This is a genomic window from Streptomyces sp. NPDC047971 (assembly GCF_040653355.1).
Taxonomy (GTDB): domain Bacteria; phylum Actinomycetota; class Actinomycetes; order Streptomycetales; family Streptomycetaceae; genus Streptomyces.
Genome location: NZ_JBEZNW010000048.1, coordinates 31,793 through 46,848, shown reverse-complemented (window position 1 = coordinate 46,848; position 15,056 = coordinate 31,793). Strand labels below are relative to the sequence as shown.

15 protein-coding genes are annotated in these 15,056 nt (G+C 73.7%); 9 read left to right on the top strand and 6 right to left on the bottom strand.

The genetic code is table 11. From position 1 onward, the window contains the following. Positions 1-115: 115 nt before the first annotated feature. The 3 genes from AB0D99_RS31330 to AB0D99_RS31320 are packed head-to-tail and all read right to left on the bottom strand — an operon-like array spanning position 116 to position 2,326. Positions 116-1,105: an asparaginase gene (locus AB0D99_RS31330; RefSeq protein ID WP_362369911.1), complete on the bottom strand. Its 990-nt coding sequence runs from the start codon at positions 1,103-1,105 to the stop codon at positions 116-118. Positions 1,106-1,121: 16 nt separating this feature from the next. Next, a complete protein-coding gene (locus tag AB0D99_RS31325) occupies positions 1,122-1,427 on the bottom strand; it encodes a chorismate mutase (protein WP_362369908.1) in 306 nt (101 codons plus the stop codon). Between the two features lie 11 nt (positions 1,428-1,438). Then, positions 1,439-2,326 (bottom strand): AraC family transcriptional regulator, encoded by an 888-nt coding sequence (locus AB0D99_RS31320; protein ID WP_362369905.1) that lies wholly within the window; start codon positions 2,324-2,326, stop codon positions 1,439-1,441. Between the two features lie 84 nt (positions 2,327-2,410). Here AB0D99_RS31320 and AB0D99_RS31315 point away from each other — a divergent pair, with 84 nt between their 5' ends. Next, positions 2,411-4,153 carry a beta-galactosidase family protein gene (locus AB0D99_RS31315; protein WP_362369902.1) on the top strand — a complete coding sequence of 581 codons (1,743 nt, stop codon included), beginning with the start codon at positions 2,411-2,413 and terminating at the stop codon, positions 4,151-4,153. A gap of 129 nt (positions 4,154-4,282) precedes the next feature. Here the strand turns inward: AB0D99_RS31315 and AB0D99_RS31310 are convergent, their stop codons facing one another. Continuing rightward, a complete protein-coding gene (locus AB0D99_RS31310; protein WP_362369900.1) occupies positions 4,283-5,080 on the bottom strand; it encodes a serine protease in 798 nt (265 codons plus the stop codon). A 146-nt stretch (positions 5,081-5,226) separates the two neighbouring features. On the opposite strand from AB0D99_RS31310, the gene AB0D99_RS31305 reads away from it, so the two are divergent. The 8 genes from AB0D99_RS31305 (at position 5,227) to AB0D99_RS31270 (ending at position 13,296) form a co-directional block, all read left to right on the top strand. Continuing rightward, complete coding sequence (locus AB0D99_RS31305) at positions 5,227-6,102, top strand: hypothetical protein (protein ID WP_362369897.1); 876 nt, start codon at positions 5,227-5,229, stop codon at positions 6,100-6,102. An 81-nt stretch (positions 6,103-6,183) separates the two neighbouring features. Next, a complete protein-coding gene (locus tag AB0D99_RS31300; RefSeq protein WP_362369894.1) occupies positions 6,184-7,653 on the top strand; it encodes an ankyrin repeat domain-containing protein in 1,470 nt (489 codons plus the stop codon). 172 nt (positions 7,654-7,825) lie between these two features. Then, positions 7,826-8,977: an extracellular solute-binding protein gene (locus AB0D99_RS31295; protein ID WP_362369891.1), complete on the top strand. Its 1,152-nt coding sequence runs from the start codon at positions 7,826-7,828 to the stop codon at positions 8,975-8,977. Between the two features lie 115 nt (positions 8,978-9,092). Beyond that, positions 9,093-9,980 (top strand): ABC transporter permease subunit, encoded by an 888-nt coding sequence (locus tag AB0D99_RS31290; RefSeq protein WP_362369926.1) that lies wholly within the window; start codon positions 9,093-9,095, stop codon positions 9,978-9,980. Beyond that, positions 9,968-10,801, top strand: a complete 834-nt coding sequence (locus tag AB0D99_RS31285; RefSeq protein WP_362369888.1) for an ABC transporter permease subunit — start codon at positions 9,968-9,970, stop codon at positions 10,799-10,801. The genes AB0D99_RS31290 and AB0D99_RS31285 overlap by 13 nt, the downstream gene beginning before the upstream one ends. Beyond that, complete coding sequence (locus AB0D99_RS31280) at positions 10,798-11,865, top strand: ABC transporter ATP-binding protein (RefSeq protein ID WP_362369885.1); 1,068 nt, start codon at positions 10,798-10,800, stop codon at positions 11,863-11,865. Before AB0D99_RS31285 ends, AB0D99_RS31280 begins: the two co-directional genes overlap by 4 nt. Next, positions 11,862-12,515: an HAD family phosphatase gene (locus AB0D99_RS31275; RefSeq protein ID WP_362369882.1), complete on the top strand. Its 654-nt coding sequence runs from the start codon at positions 11,862-11,864 to the stop codon at positions 12,513-12,515. The genes AB0D99_RS31280 and AB0D99_RS31275 overlap by 4 nt, the downstream gene beginning before the upstream one ends. Positions 12,516-12,540: 25 nt before the next feature. Then, entirely contained in the window at positions 12,541-13,296 is a 756-nt protein-coding gene (locus tag AB0D99_RS31270) for a GntR family transcriptional regulator (RefSeq protein WP_362369879.1), read from the top strand. On the opposite strand, the gene AB0D99_RS31265 is transcribed toward AB0D99_RS31270, so the two are convergent. Continuing rightward, positions 13,241-13,852: a phosphonate degradation HD-domain oxygenase gene (locus tag AB0D99_RS31265; protein ID WP_362369876.1), complete on the bottom strand. Its 612-nt coding sequence runs from the start codon at positions 13,850-13,852 to the stop codon at positions 13,241-13,243. The two genes, AB0D99_RS31270 and AB0D99_RS31265, sit on opposite strands and share 56 nt — an antisense overlap. After that, on the bottom strand, positions 13,849-14,946 hold the full coding sequence (locus tag AB0D99_RS31260) for a TauD/TfdA family dioxygenase (RefSeq protein WP_362369873.1): 1,098 nt from the start codon (positions 14,944-14,946) through the stop codon (positions 13,849-13,851). The genes AB0D99_RS31265 and AB0D99_RS31260 overlap by 4 nt, the downstream gene beginning before the upstream one ends. Between the last annotated feature and the right edge of the window lie 110 nt (positions 14,947-15,056).

Sequence of the window (15,056 nt, the reverse complement as noted above, 5' to 3'; positions counted from 1 at the left end):
CTTCGCGAACCGGTCCATCCGCAAGCCCGTGAACGTCTCCACCCACACCGGCTCAGCCCGCAACACCCCACCCATACAGGCAAAATGCCCAGAACCGAGCCTTCTGCAACACCCTTTAGGCGAGGCCGGTGCCGTTCACGTGGGCGAAGGCGGCGGTGATGCCGGGGCGGTCGTAGCCGGCGGGGCCCTTGGCTCCGGAGGAGAGCAGGGCGTGCAGGAGGAGGCGGGCCTTGGCCGGGTCGAGGGGGCCGGCGGGGACGAGGCCGCGGTGCAGGAGGTCGTACTCGGAGCCGGGGCCGCGGTAGGTGTGGGTGAGGGTGGCGCCGGCGCCGGTGCGGGAGGCGAGGACGACGGGGATGCGGTCGGCGATCTCGGCGAGCGGCTCGACGAGCCAGGTGGGGACGTGTCCGGCGCCGAAGGCGGCGACGACGAGGCCGTCGAAGCGGGAGTCGACGGCGTCCAGGAGTTCGCCGCGGTCTCCGACGGTGAGGGTGACCAGGGCGACCCGTACCGCCGGGTCGAGGCTCAGGGGGTGGATCGCGCTGGTGCCGGTGGGGCGGAGCAAGATGCGCGGCTCGCCCTCGACGACCGCACCGAGCGGGCCGGCGCCCGGGGAGGCGAAGGTGGCGACGGAGGTGGTGTGGGTCTTGCGGGCGAGTCGGGCGGCGTGGATCTCGTCGGCGAGGACGACGAGGACGCCGAGGTCGCGGCAGCCGGGGTCGGCGGCGACGGCGATCGCGGCGGCCAGGTTGGCCGGGCCGTCGGCGCCTGGCAGGTCGGGGCGGCGCATGGCGCCGGTGACGACGATCGGTTCGCCGGTGACGCAGAGCAGGTCGAGGAGGAAGGCGGTCTCCTCCAGGGTGTCGGTGCCCTGGACCACGACGACGCCGGAGCCGCCCGCGACGGCTCCGCGAACCTCGTGCGCGAGCGCGGTGAGGTCCTCGAAGGACAGGGAGGAGCTGGGGAGCCTGCGGACGTCGCGGAGCTCCACGTCGACGCCGGGGGTGCCGAGCCCGGCGAGGACCTCGGCGCCGGTGAGGCGGGAGGCGTCTCCGCCGCGCGCGGAGATCGTTCCGCCGAGGGTGAAGACCGTGACGCGGCTCATCGGCCGGCTCCGCGCATCAGTGTGCTCCGTCCGCGATCGTCTCGTGGTGGCGGATGACCTCCGCGATGATGAAGTTCAGCAGCTTCTCCGCGAAGGCCGGGTCCAGCTTCGCGCTCTCGGCCAGTTCGCGCAGCCGGGCGATCTGGCGGGCCTCGCGGGCCGGGTCGGCGGGCGGCAGCTGGTGCTTGGCCTTGAGGACACCTACCTGCTGGGTGCATTTGAAGCGCTCGGCGAGCATGTGGACGACCGCCGCGTCGATGTTGTCGATGCTTTCGCGCAGCCGGGTCAGTTCCGCCGTGACGGACTCGTCGATCTCACTCATGAGCAGCGAGCTTAGACGGATCGGGTGGCGATCGTCGGAGGGTGTTCGGGATCCGGGATCTGGTTGCTCCAGCCGCCCGGGACAGTGTGCCCCTGCTGTTCCCGGAATCGGACGGGGGCGGTGCCGACCCTTCGGGTGAAGAGGCGGGAGAAGTAGGCGGGGTCGTCGTAGCCGACCCGGCGGGCGACGGCGGCGACGGGCAGTTCGGTGGCGGCGAGGAGTTCCTTGGCGCGGCCGAGGCGTATGGAGAGGAGGTAGTCCTTGGGGCTGCAGCCGGCGGTGCGTCGTACGGCGGTGCGCAGCTCGGCGGGGGTCATGCCGTGCCGGGCGGCGTGCTCGGCGACGGACAGCGGCTGGAAGGCGTCGCGGGCGAGGGCGGTGAGGACGGGGTCGCCGTCGGCGTTGGTGTCGGCGCGGGCGCGGCGCAGGGCGACGAGGAGTTCGTGGACGGCTGCGCCGGTCTCGACCTCGAGGAGGGGGTTTCCGCGGCGGGCGGCGCGGGCGATGCGGCCGATGGCGGCGCGGGGCCCGGCGGCGTCGGAGAGGGGGACGACGGGCCGGTCCGGTTCGATGTAGCCGAGTTCGGTGTAGGTGGTGGTGGCGGGGCCCGCGAAGTCGACGAAGGACTCGTCCCAGCCGGTCTCGGGATCGGCGGAGTAGTGGTGCGGTACGCCGGGGGTGAGCCAGATCAGGGCGGGCGCGGTGATGGTGGTGCGCCGGCCGTCCGGGCCCCGGTACCAGCCGCTGCCGGCGCTGACGACCACGGCCACGTGGTGGTCGAGGGTGCGGGGGCCGACGGTGGGCAGGGTGCCGTGCTGGAGTCCGACGCCGAGGCAGACGAGCCCGAGGCGGTGATGGATCGGGCTGGGTGTGAAGTAGCGCATCCAGGTGTGGTACATCCGCCGTGCCTGCCCCTTCTTCCGTCCAATCAGCGACGATCTTTGTCCATGGACCCGTCCGCCGCCAGAGGTGAGGGTGAGGCCATGAGCACGTTCGCTGTGGGTGACGAGGACTTTCTGCTGGACGGGCGGCCGGTGCGGCTGCTGTCGGGGGCATTGCACTACTTCCGGGTGCACGAGGACCAGTGGGGTCATCGCCTGGGGATGCTCCGCGCGATGGGTCTGAATTGTGTGGAGACGTACGTTCCGTGGAACCTGCACGAGCCGGAGCCGGGCCGGTTCGGGGACGTGGGGGCGCTGGGGCGTTTCCTCGACGCGGTGGCGGCGGCCGGGATGTGGGCGATCGTGCGGCCGGGGCCGTACATCTGCGCCGAGTGGGAGAACGGCGGTCTGCCTCATTGGCTGACGGGGCGGCTGGGGCGGCGGGTGCGGACGGACGACGCGGAGTTCCTGGCCCCTGTGGAGCGGTGGTTCCGGGCGCTGCTGCCGCAGGTCGTGGAGCGGCAGATCGACCGCGGCGGACCGGTGATCATGGTCCAGGTGGAGAACGAGTACGGGAGCTACGGCTCCGACCAGGGGTATCTGCGGAAGGTCGCGGACCTGCTGGTGGACTGCGGGGTGGGGGTGCCGCTGTTCACGTCGGACGGGCCCGAGGACCACATGCTGACGGGTGGTTCCGTGCCCGGGGTGCTGGCGACGGCGAATTTCGGTTCGGGGGCGCGGGAGGCGTTCGCGGTGCTGCGGCGGCATCAGTCGTCGGGGCCGCTGATGTGCATGGAGTTCTGGTGCGGCTGGTTCGACCACTGGGGCACGGAGCACTCCGTACGGGACGCGGCGGACGCGGCGGCGGCGCTGCGGGAGATCCTGGAGTGCGGGGCGTCGGTGAACGTCTACATGGCGCACGGCGGCACGAACTTCGCGGGCTGGGCGGGGGCGAACCGGGCCGGTGAGCTGCACGAGGGCGGGCTGCGGCCGACGGTGACCTCGTACGACTACGACGCGCCGGTCGACGAGGCGGGGCTGCCGACCGAGAAGTACTGGCTCTTCCGTGAGGTGCTGGCGGAGTTCGCGGAGGGCCCGCTGCCCGAGGTGCCGGAGCCGCCGCGCAGGATCGCGGCACCGGCGGAGGGTGTTCTGGCGGAGTGGGCGCCGCTCGACGCGGTCCTCGACGTGCTCGGCGGCCGGGAGACGAGGACGCCGCTGCCGCCGTCCTTCGAGGAGGCGGACGTGGACCGCGGTCTGGTGCGCTACCGGCTGGAGATCCCCGGGCCGCGGCGGCCGTATCCGCTCTCCGTGACCGGGCTGCGGGACCGTGCGGTGGTGTACGTGGACGGGGTGCGGGCCGAGGTGCTGACCGCCGAGGACACGGTCCTGGCGGAGCCGGTCGCGGGGCCCGCGGTGGTGGAGCTGTGGGTGGAGTCCCTGGGCCGGGTCAACTACGGGCCGCGGCAGGCGGAGCCGAAGGGGATCACGGGCGGGGTCCGGCACGAGCGGCAGTACGTGCACGGGGTACGGGCCCGGGGCCTGCGGCTGGACGCCTTCGAGGCGGGGGCGGTGGCGAAGGTGCCGTTCCGTCCGGTGGCCGGGGAGAGCGGGCCGGGGCTCCACCGGGCGGTGGTGGACGTGCCGGGGCCGGGTGACGCGGCGCTGTCGCTGCCGGGCTGCACGCGGGGCTTCGTCTGGGTGAACGGATTCTGCCTGGGCCGGTACTGGTCCGTGGGGCCGCAGGATTCGCTGTTCGTGCCGGGCGCGGTCCTGCGGGAGGGCGGCAACGAGGTGTGGGTGCTCGAACTGGAGGGCGGGGCGGGGAGCGTCCGGCTCGGGTGAGGGTGAGCGGGTACGGGGGCGATGATCCGCCCTCGTACCCGCTCGGGTGTCACGGGGACGGTGACCCGCCCTCGTCCCGCTCGGGGTCACGGGGTGCCGGCTCAGCCCCCGTAGCCGCTCGGGGTCGTGCTAGAGGCTGGCGGCCGCGGACTTGATCTGGGCGGCGAAGGTCGAGACCTCGGTGTACACGCCGGGGTAGTTCGGGCGGGCGCAGCCCTGGCCCCAGCTGACGATGCCGACCTGGATCCAGGCGCCGGCGTTGTCGCGGCGGAACATCGGGCCGCCGGAGTCACCCTGGCAGGTGTCGACGCCGCCCTGCGGGAAGCCGGCGCAGATCTCCTCGGCGGGGACGAGGTCGTTGCCGTAGGAGGACTTGCAGGACGCGTCCGAGACGAACGGCACGGTGGCCTTGAGCAGGTAGCGCTGCTGGGCCCCGCCCTCACGCGCGGCACCCCAGCCGGCGACGGTGAAGGTGCCGCTGTTGTACGCGGTGGTCTCGGCGATCTTCAGGGTGGGCAGCGAGGTGATCGGGGTGGCGAGCTTGATCAGCGCCCAGTCCTTGCCCTTGCCGTTGTAGCCGGGGGCCTGGAGGACCTTGGTGGAGCGGACCTTGATGGCGCTGCTGCTCTGGAGGTCCACGACTCCGGCGGTGGCGGTGATGCTGGTGTTGTTGCCGGAGCCGCTCACACAGTGGGCCGCGGTGAGGACGACCTGCGGTGTGATGAGCGAGCCGCCGCAGCCCATGGAGAGCCTGACCATCCAGGGGAACTCTCCCTGGGCGGCGCGGGTTCCGCCGACGACCGGGGCGGGCGCGGCGGAGGAGGTGGAGGGCTGGAGGCTGACGGCGGCGAGCACGACGGCGCCGGTCGCGGCGATTCTCTGAAGGGCGCGGACGAACCTGTTCTTCTTCAAGTGTCTGCCTTTCATGGGGGGTTGAGCCTTGATGGCATGTGCCCGTCAAGGCTTGGTCCGGATTATGGACAAGGGCTCACCGGGGCCACAAGGACACGTTTTCGGCCAGCGGACGGTGCCGTTGCGCGCCCGTACAGTGAAGGGTGAGGGGGTGGTGCGACGTGCCGAACGGCAACGAGGTCGTCCATGGGTTCCCGCACCTGGACGCGGTCCGGGCCTCGATCACCGCGCTGTACCGCAGGCTGTCCGCGGACGGGGTCCGGCGGTACGCGACGAGCGTGCCGGCGGCCGACGTGGCCTTCGGCGACGAGGAGGACCTCCATCTCGGGGCGCAGCGGGTGGCGAGGGCGCTCGTCCACCACCTGGAGCTCCCCGAGGCACGGATGGTCGTGAGCTTCCGCGAGATGACCCACGCGGCGAGTGTGGAACTGGCCGCGGGACCCGAGTACTTCGTCGAGCTGAACGACCGCTTCCGGCGGCACCGCAGGGACGTGGGAGCCGCGCTGGCCCACGAAATCACCCATGTACTGCTGCACCGCCTCGACCTCGGGTTCCCCGACACCCGGAAGAACGAGATCCTCACGGATGTGGTGACTGCGTATCTGGGGGCCGGATGGCTGCTCCTCGACGCGTTCCGGGAGGACGGGGTGTCCAGCCAGAAGCTGGGGTATCTGACGCCGGAGGAGTTCGGGTACGTCCTGGCGAAGCGGGCCGAGGTGTTCGGGGAGGACCCGTCGCCGTGGTTCACCAGCCCACGCGCGTACGAGGCGTGGAACCGGGGACGGGAGGAGGCGGCGCGGGACAACCGCCGGCCCCCGTTGGCGGCGGCGGGCTGGGCGGCGCGCCACCGCTACGCGAAGGACCGCCGCTACGGACGGGCCCCGGCGGACGCTCCGTACGCCTTCGAGGGGGCGGGCGGTTCGGCCCACGTCGCCTTCCCGTGCCCGGTCTGCCGGCAGCGCCTGCGGGTGCCGACGCGCCGCAGGGTCAGGGCGAGGTGCGGGGTGTGCGGCTCGGTCCTGGAGTGCGAGACGTAGGGCGGGTGCCGAAAGTGGCGCCGTCTCGCTCGGGCGCCAATTCGATTGCGCCGTCCGTGTCCGGCGGGTGAGGGTCGACGGATGAGCACGCTGTTCGACGCGATTCACGAGGGGGACGACGCCGTCGTGCGCGCCCTCCGGGCCGGAATGTCCCCCGAGGCCGATGAGGGGGGCGAGACCCCGCTGTACCGGGCGGCCGTGGCCGACCAGGCCGGGATCGTACGGCTGCTGCTGGCGGCGGGCGCCGATCCCGCGAGGGGCAGCGGCGAGGAGGCGGGGGACCTGCCGCTGTGCGGGGCGGCCTGCGGCGGACACACCGAGGTGGTGCGGGCCCTGCTGGCCGGCGGGGCGCGGGCGGACCAGACGGAGGCGTTCGGCTTCACGGCCCTGGACTGGGCCGTGCGGCTCGGGCACGTGGAGACGGCGCGAATCCTCCTGGAGCACGGCGCCGATCCGGCCCGGCCCGGCCCCGACGGGCTCGTGCCGCTGGTCGCGGCGGCGCGGCGCGGTTCGACGGGGAGCGTACGGGCCCTGCTCGACCGCGGCGCCGGGGCGACCGAGGACGCCCTGCGCGAGGCACGGCGCTGGATCGGCGTGGACATCGCGGAGGAGTTGCGGCGCGGGCTGCTCGCGACGGGCGGGGACGACGGTCGGGCCGAGGCGGTGGTGCGCCGCGTGCGCGAGGACGGCGGGGTAACCGTCGTCGTGGACCTGCTGCGTCCGAACGGCGCCCCGGGCAGCGGCAACGAGCAGCAGACCGGCCACGCGGCGATCGCCACGCTCCTGGAGCGGGCGCTGGGGATCCGCGCGCCGTACGAGGAGCTCGCCGGGCGGGCCCTGCGGTGCGGGGACCCGGACCTGGACGACTGGACGGAGACGGTCCGCGCACTGGCCGAGCGGGGCGACGAGGAGACCTTCGCGGCGGCCGTCGCGTGGTGTGCGAGCGAGGAGCCGCTGCGCAGAGCCCTGGGCGCGCGCGTCCTGGGCGGCCTCGACGGCTTCACGGCCGGAGCGGTGGCGGTGCTCCGGCAGTTGGCGGGGCAGACGGTACGGGAGGGTGCGAGGGAGCCCGCGCTCTCCGTGGTCATCGCGCTCGGGCAGTACGGGGAGCCGGTCACGGTGCCCGACCTGACGGCGTTCGCCTCGCACCCCGACATCGAGGTGCGGCGGGCCCTCGGGCGCTCGCTCACCGGGCCCGTGCCCGCGGGGGACGCGGCGGCGGTGCGGCGGCTGGTCGCCCTGAGCCGCGATCACGACCACGGTGTGCGGGACTGGGCCACGCTCGCGCTCGCGGAGGTCCCCGAGGACACCGCCGTGCTCCGGGAGGCGCTCGCGGCCCGGCTGGAGGACGACGATCCGGACGTCGTGGCCGAGGCGGCGCGCGGGCTGGCGATCCGACAGGATCCGCGTGCCGTCGAGGTGTTGGCCTGGATCCTGGCGGAGGGGGGCCCGGAGGGGACGGCCCGCGACACCGCTCTCGCCGCCGTGGAGTACATCGAGGACCCCCGGGTCAGGACCCGCCTGGAGTGGACGACTCCACGCTGCCGCTGATCACGGCGTCGGGGACTCGCGGTCGGCCACCGCCGATCCGCCGGGGAATGGCAGGGCGGGCTTCTCCTCGCGTTCACCGACGGGACACCGCGACCCCCCGTAATGCAGAAGCTGTATGGACAACAGTTGTCCATACAGCTTGGCCTCGCTCCCCTTCCCCCATGGAGTACGCGTGACCTCCGCTGCCCGCGCCGCCGCCCTCGCCGGCGCCCTCGGTCTCACCGCCCTGACCCTCACCGCCTGCGGCGCCGCCCCGACGAACGGCGCCGTGGGCGCCGACGGGAAGAGCCTCGCCACCGCCACCTCCGCAGCCGACGCCGGCGGCATGGACGCCCTGGTCGCCGCCGCGAAGAAGGAGGGCAGGCTCAACGCGATCGCCATCCCCCGCGACTGGGCCAACTACGGCGCGATCATCGACGGCTTCACCGCGAAGTACGGCATCGAGGTGAACGTCGAGAACCCCGACGGCTCCAGCCAGGACGAGATCAACGCGGTCAAGTCCCGCAAGGGCCAGGACCGCGCCCCCGACGTCCTCGACCTCGGCGCCTCCTTCGCCCAGGCCGCCGGCGAGCAGGGGCTGACCGCGCCGTACAAGGTCGCCGCCTTCGACCGGATCCCCCAGACCCAGCGCGACGCGCAGGGCCGCTGGTTCAACGACTACGGCGGCTACGTCTCCATCGGCTGCGACGCCAAGCGGGTCGAGGTCTGCCCGCAGACCTTCGCCGATCTGCTCAAGCCCGCGTACAAGGGCAAGGTCGCCCTCAACGGCAACCCGACCAAGTCGGGCTCCGCCTTCGGTGGCGTGTACGCGGCGGCACTGGCCAACGGCGGTTCGTTCGACGACATCCAGCCGGGCATCGACTTCTTCGGCAAGCTGAAGAAGAACGGCAACTACAACCCCGTCGAGTCCACCCCCGCCACGGTCGAGAAGGGCGAGACGCCCATCTCCATCGACTGGGACTACCTGAACGCCGGTTACGCGAAGCAGTTCGCGTCCAAGGGCGTCGACTGGAAGGTCGCCGTGCCCACCGACGGCGTCTACGCGCAGTTCTACTCGCAGGCGATCAACAAGGACGCCCCGCATCCGGCGGCCGCCCGGCTCTGGCAGGAGTACCTCTACAGCGCCGAGGGCCAGAACCTGTGGCTGAAGGGGTATGCCCGGCCCGTCCTGATGCCGGCCATGGAGGCCGACGGCACCCTCGACAAGGCGGCCGCCGCGGCGCTGCCGAAGGTCACGGGCACGCCGAGCTTCCCCACCGAGCAGCAGACGTCCAAGGCCAAGGAGACCCTGTCGCAGGGCTGGGCCGCGGCCGTCTCCGGGTGACCCGTCGATGACCTCGCACTCCTCCACCGCCCCGTCCGGGGCCGCCCGCGCGCAGGACGCGCGGGTGGCCCCGGCGGGCGCCGGGCCCGGACCGGCCGGGGCCGCCGGTTCCCCCATGACCGGCGGCTCCCCCACGGCCCCGGCCGCCGCCTCCCCCGCGCGCCGGGCCCGCAGCCGCCCGCGCCCCGGCGGCTGGCTCGCCGCCCTGCCCCTCTTCCTCCTCGTCGGCGTCGCCTTCGGGCTGCCCGCGCTCGCCATGGCCGACGGTGCCTTCACCGTCGCCGACGGCGGGTACGGCCTCGACAACCTGAGCCGGTCGGTCGACGGCGCCTACCGCACCGCCCTGCTCGGCAGCATCGAACTGTCCGCGCTCACCGCGGCGGGCGGCACCCTCTTCGGGCTGCTCCTCGCGCAGGCCGTGGTCTCCTCCCGGGGCCGGGCCCTGCGCGAGGCCGTGCTCACCGCCTCCGGGGTGCTCGCCAACTTCGGCGGCGTCCCGCTCGCCTTCGCCTTCGTCGCCACCCTCGGCAACGCCGGCGTGCTCACCACCCGCCTGGGCCTCGACGAACACGGCTGGTCGCTGTACGGCTTCTGGGGCCTCGCGCTGACCTATCTGTACTTCCTCGTCCCGCTGATGGTGCTGACCGTCGCGCCCGCGCTCGACGGTCTGCGCGTCTCATGGCGGGAGGCGGCCCGCGACTGCGGAGCCTCCGCCTGGCAGTACTGGCGCCACGTCGGCCTGCCGGTGCTGCTGCCGTCCCTCCTCGGCGGGTTCGTGCTGCTCTTCGGCAGCGCGTTCGCCGCGTACGCGACGGCCGCCGCGATGGTCGGCAGCTCCGTGCCGCTGGTGACGCTGCAGATCGCCGACGCGCTCTCCGGCAACGTCCTGGTCGGCCAGGAGAACGTCGCCCTCGCCCTCAGCCTCGACATGGTCCTGGTCGCGGCCCTCGTGATGGCCGTCCACCTCCCCCTCCAGCGAAGGAGCACCCGTTGGCTCGCGTAGGGCGTCCCCTGGTGCTGCTGCTCGCCGGGGTCTACTTCCTCGTCCCGCTGCTCGCCTCCGCCGTGTTCACCGTGGACATCCCCGGGCAGGGGCTCACCCTCTCCTCGTACACCCGGATCTTCACGGCGCCCGGCTTCACCGGCAGTCTGCTGCTGTCGCTCGGACTCGCGGCGGCGACGGTCGCGCTCGTGCTCCTCGTCGCCATCCCCGCGGCGGTCGCGGCCCGGCTCTCGACACCCCGGCTGCGGCCGGTCCTGGAGGTCGTGTGCACGCTGCCGCTGGTCGTGCCGCCGGTGGCGCTGACCGCCGGTCTCGGGACCGTGCTGCGCTGGGGCCCGGAGAAGCTGTCCACGACCCCGCTGTACCAGACCTTCGTGGCCGTGCAGAACCCGGACTTCCCCGTGGTCCTCGTCCTCGCGTACGCCGTGATGGCGCTGCCCTTCGTCCACCGGGCCCTCGACGCGGGTCTGCGCTCCGTGGACGTCCGCACCCTGGTGGAGGCCGCGCGGGACTGCGGCGCGTCCTGGCCGCGGGCGCTCCTCTCGGCCGTCCTGCCCCATCTGCGCGGCGCGATCCTGAACGCCTCGTTCCTGACGCTGGCGCTGGTGCTCGGCGAGTTCACGGTCGCCTCGCTGCTCGGCTTCCAGCCCTTCGCGGTGTGGATCGTGCAGGCGTCGGGCTCCGACGCCCGGCTCTCGGTGGCCGTGTCACTGCTGAGCCTGCTGCTGACCTGGGTCCTGCTGCTGGCCCTGACGACCGTGGGCAACCGCCGCCGCACACCGCGCCCCTCCCGTACTCCCGAACGAAAGACCTCCCGATGACCGTGCTCGACCAGCCGGTACGCACCGGCGCCGCCCTCACGATCCGTGGACTGCGCCGGTCCTTCGGCTCCGCCGTCGCGCTCGACGGACTCGACCTCGATGTCGCCCCCGGCGAACTCCTCGCGCTGCTCGGCCCGTCCGGCTGCGGCAAGACGACCGCGCTGCGCGTGCTGGCGGGCTTCGAGCGGCCCGACCGGGGCCAGGTGCTGCTCGACGGCGAGGACATCGTGCCGGTGCCCGCCGACCGGCGTGACACGGCGATGGTCTTCCAGTCGTACAGCCTCTTCCCGCACCTCACCGCCGCCGACAACGTGGCCTTCGGGCTGCGGATGCGCAAGGTGCGGACGGCCGCGCGGCGGGCCCGCGCCGCCGAACTGCTGGAACTCGTCGGCCTGTCCGGCCACGGCGACCGCTTCCCCCACCAGCTCTCCGGCGGCCAGCAGCAGCGCGTCGCGCTGGCCCGCGCGCTCGCCCTCCGGCCCCGGCTGCTGCTGCTCGACGAGCCGCTTTCGGCGCTCGACGCGCGGGTACGCCTCACCCTGCGGGAGGAGATCCGCCGGCTCCAGCTGGAGTTGGGCATCACCACCGTCTTCGTCACCCACGACCAGGAGGAGGCGTTGTCGATGGCCGACCGGGTCGCGGTGATGAACGGCGGCCGGCTGGAGCAGTGCGCCTCCCCCACGGAGCTGTACGAGCGTCCCGCGACCGGTTTCGTCGCCGAGTTCGTCGGCACCATGAACAGGGTCCCCGGCAGGGTCGCGGGCGACGGCCTGGTGGAGGTGCTCGGCACCCGGCTGCCGGTCGAGGGACCGGGCGGTACGGGGGACGTACGGGTGCTGCTGAGGCCGGAGGCGCTGGAGGTGACGGCGGGCGGCTCCGCCCGGGTCACCGGGTCCGCGTTCCACGGTCCGACGACCCGGCTGCGCGTCGCCCTGCCCGACGGCACGGACCTCAAGGCGGACGTCCCCACGCACGCGGCGGCCGAGCTGACGCCCGGCTCGGCCGTCACCGTCACACCGCGGCGGCGGCCCGTGCTCCTCGCCTCCTGGGACGGTGCGGCGTGACCCGGCTGCAGGCGGTCCTCTTCGACATGGACGGAACGCTCGTCGACACCGAGGGCGTCTGGCTGGACGTGGTGGAGGCGGCGGCCGTGCGCCGGGGCCGCCGCCTCGACGCCGGGCGCCGTACGGCGGTGACGGGACGCTCGGTGGAGGACACGGCGGCCATGCTCCAGGAGTACCTGGACGCGCCGGCCGCCGAGCTCGCGGCCGAGCTGGGAGCGGACTTCGCCGCGCGGCTCGCGGTGGCCGCCGCGCCCCGGCCGGGCGCGCTGCGGCTGCTGGCGGCGTTGCGTGCGCGCCGGGTGCCGACGGCTCTGGTGTCCGCCTCGCCGCGGGCCGTCGTCGCCCAGGTCGCGAGCACCCTGGACGGGCACCGCTTCGACGCCCTGTTCGGCGCCGAGGACACCGCGCGGACGAAGCCGGAGCCCGACCCCTATCTCGCGGCGGCGGTGGCGCTCGGTGCCGAGCCGGCGCGGTGCGTGGCCGTCGAGGACAGTCCGACGGGCGTCACCTCCGCGGTCGCCGCGGGCTGCCGGGTGCTCGCCGTGCCCTCGACGGAGCCGCTGGAGGGCTTCGCCGGGACCGAGGGCGTCACGCTCGCGGACTCGTTGGCCGAGGTCGATCCGGAGCTGCTGGACTCCCTGGTCGGGTGAGCGGAGCGCGTGACAGGGTGGGCGTGTGAGTGAGGAACGGGCCAGGACCCCGCTGTATCTGAAGGTCGCCGCCGATCTGCGGACCGCCATCACGGCGGGCGAGTACGGTTCGGGGGCCAAGCTTCCCGCCGAGGACGAACTGGCCCGCCGTTACGGCGTGTCCAGGGGTACGGTCCGCCAGGCGCTCGCCGCGCTGCGCACGGACGGGCTCATCACCTCGCGGCGCGGTTCGCGCCGGGTGGTCCTGGGCGGGCCGCGGCTGCACAGCTTCGGCGAGCTGCGTTCGTTCACGCGCTGGGCGCGGTCGCTCGGCGAGGAGCCCGGGGGCCGGATCGTGGCCGTGGACCGGGTCCCCGCCGACGCGGAGGAGGCCGAGAAGCTGCGGGTCGAGGAGGGCGCGCCGGTCTACCGGGTGAGGCGGCTGCGGACGCTCGCGGGCACGCCGGTCATGGTGGAGCGCACGACGTATCCGGAGCGGATCGGGGAGCTGGTGGCCGGGATGCCGCCGGACACGGTCTCGCACTCGGAGCGACTGGCGCTGCACGGGGTGCTGTTCGCCGACGCGCGGCACACCATCGACCTGGTGCCGGCGGACGCCGACGACGCGGAACTGCTCGGCTGCCGGACCGGGGAGTCGTTGCTGCGGGAGCGACGGCACTCCACCGACCCGACGGGGGCGCCGGTGGAGTGGTCGCAGGACCGCTATCTGCCGGGAACGGTGGCGTTCACGATGCAGAGCTCGACGGCGACGAGCGCCCTGGGCCGGAGGCTGGGTTCCTGAGTGCTCGGCCCGTGAGGAGCAGCCCGGCCAGCAGGGACCGGAAGTGGTCGAAGTCCGGGGTCGGCAGGTCCGGGTCCTTCGCCTGCTCGTCCCAGCGGCGCACGGCGACGGCGTCGCCCGCTCCGGGGTGCGCCGCGAAGGCGCGCGCCTGCGCGTCGGTCATCGGGCCGCCCTGGACGGCGAGGGTGTGCACGGACGCTTCGGAGAGCAGGTCGGCGTAGCCGGGCTCGACGGCGCAGAGGTAGCGCTTGGCGGCGACGTGCAGGCGTACGGGCTCGGTGACCTCGGGACCGAACCACTGGCCGAGCCAGTCGGCACCGGTGTGGCTGTGCCGGTTGTCGGTGCCGTGCTCCATCAGGTCGCGGCCGGTGACCGTGCCCCGGAAGTGGCCGACGTCGTGCAGCAGGGCGGCGGCGATCAGGTGCGGCGGGGCGCCGGCGGTCTCGGCGAGCGCGCCGGCCTGGAGCATGTGCTGGGCCTGGGTGACGGCCTCGCCGAGGTATGCGGCGCTGCCTTCGCCGTCGAAGAGGGCGGCGAGGATGTCGAGCGGGTTCACCTCGCGCTCACCTCGCGGCGCAGGACGGCCAGGGTGGAGGCGAGGCCGTCGATGTCGGCGTAGGCCCCTTGGAGGTGGCGGTCGCCGGACTCGGCGAAGGCCGTCCGGGCGTGCAGCAGCCGGGTGTTGTCGAAGATCAGGCAGTCGCCGGGGGCGAGCCGGAAGTCGAGGCGGAGCTCCGTTCGCAGCAGCAGGTCCGCGAAGCGCCGGTAGGCGGCGTAGAAGGTTTCGAGAAGGTCGGCGGGCTGCCGGAGCGTGCCGATGGACCGGTTGTTGAAGCGGATCTCTCGGATGCGGCCGGCCGGGTCGACGCCGATGAGCGGCCGGTGGGCGTGGAGTTCGGTGCGCTCGTCGGAGAAGGCGAAGGGCACGGGGACGCGGCTGAGGATCTCGTACGCCTCCGGGGCCTCGGCGCGCAGCCGCGCCGCCGCGTGGAAGCCGTCGACGAGGCCGGAGTCGCCGCCGCGGGCCGCGTTGGCGAGGCAGTGCAGCAGCTGGAGGGTGGGGACGGGGTCGCGGTAGGGGTTGTCGGTGTGGGGGGTGATGCGGGCGCCGGTGAAGGCGAGGTTGTTGGGGTCGGCCTCGACCCGTACCTCGAAGAGCTCGCCGTAGTTGGTCTCCCGTACGTGGCCGAAGGTACGGGCCACGGCGAGGACCTGGCGGTCGCGGACGGGCACGTTCCGGAGCAGGGCGAAGCCGAGGCGGAGGACGGCTTCGAGGGTGTCGGCGCGGACGGCGGGGTCGGTGGTGTACGCGTCCCAGTCGGCCTCGGGGAGCCCGCCGTCGAAGCGGCTCGCGGCCCACGGTTCCTTGTCGTCCTCGGTGCGGCCGTCGCCGGGTGCCGTACCGGTGCCGGGGAGGTGGGCGCCCAGCCAGGTCTCGGGGTAGACGGACCGGTGGCCGTCGGGGGCCCAGACGACCTCGCGGGCCGGGGCGCCGTCGGGGGTGCGGGTGTCGTGGACGGCGTCGACGGCGAGCGCGGCGGGGAGTTCGGTGATCTGGAACAGCTTCTGGCCGTTGCGGGGGTCGCGGCAGTCCGGGCAGGGGCAGTTGTCGCGCAGCCAGAACGGCGGTGCGGAGGTGAGTGACACCATCGAAGGATCTCCAAGTTGTACAGACAACTTCCGTTCTGCTGGAGGGTCGCAGCCGCGGGTGGCCGAGGGGTTACGGACAGCCCAACAGCCGCTCCGCCAGGGGGCCGGCG

What these genes read in the sequence shown, in the direction of transcription:
- AB0D99_RS31330 (WP_362369911.1), bottom strand. Translation starts at nt 1,105, where the DNA reads ATGAGCCGCGTCACGGTCTTCACCCTCGGCGGAACGATCTCCGCGCGC.
- AB0D99_RS31325 (WP_362369908.1), bottom strand. Translation starts at nt 1,427, where the DNA reads ATGAGTGAGATCGACGAGTCCGTCACGGCGGAACTGACCCGGCTGCGC.
- AB0D99_RS31320 (WP_362369905.1), bottom strand. Translation starts at nt 2,326, where the DNA reads ATGTACCACACCTGGATGCGCTACTTCACACCCAGCCCGATCCATCAC.
- AB0D99_RS31315 (WP_362369902.1), top strand. Translation starts at nt 2,411, where the DNA reads ATGAGCACGTTCGCTGTGGGTGACGAGGACTTTCTGCTGGACGGGCGG.
- AB0D99_RS31310 (WP_362369900.1), bottom strand. Translation starts at nt 5,080, where the DNA reads ATGAAAGGCAGACACTTGAAGAAGAACAGGTTCGTCCGCGCCCTTCAG.
- AB0D99_RS31300 (WP_362369894.1), top strand. Translation starts at nt 6,184, where the DNA reads ATGAGCACGCTGTTCGACGCGATTCACGAGGGGGACGACGCCGTCGTG.
- AB0D99_RS31290 (WP_362369926.1), top strand. Translation starts at nt 9,093, where the DNA reads ATGACCGGCGGCTCCCCCACGGCCCCGGCCGCCGCCTCCCCCGCGCGC.
- AB0D99_RS31280 (WP_362369885.1), top strand. Translation starts at nt 10,798, where the DNA reads ATGACCGTGCTCGACCAGCCGGTACGCACCGGCGCCGCCCTCACGATC.
- AB0D99_RS31260 (WP_362369873.1), bottom strand. Translation starts at nt 14,946, where the DNA reads ATGGTGTCACTCACCTCCGCACCGCCGTTCTGGCTGCGCGACAACTGC.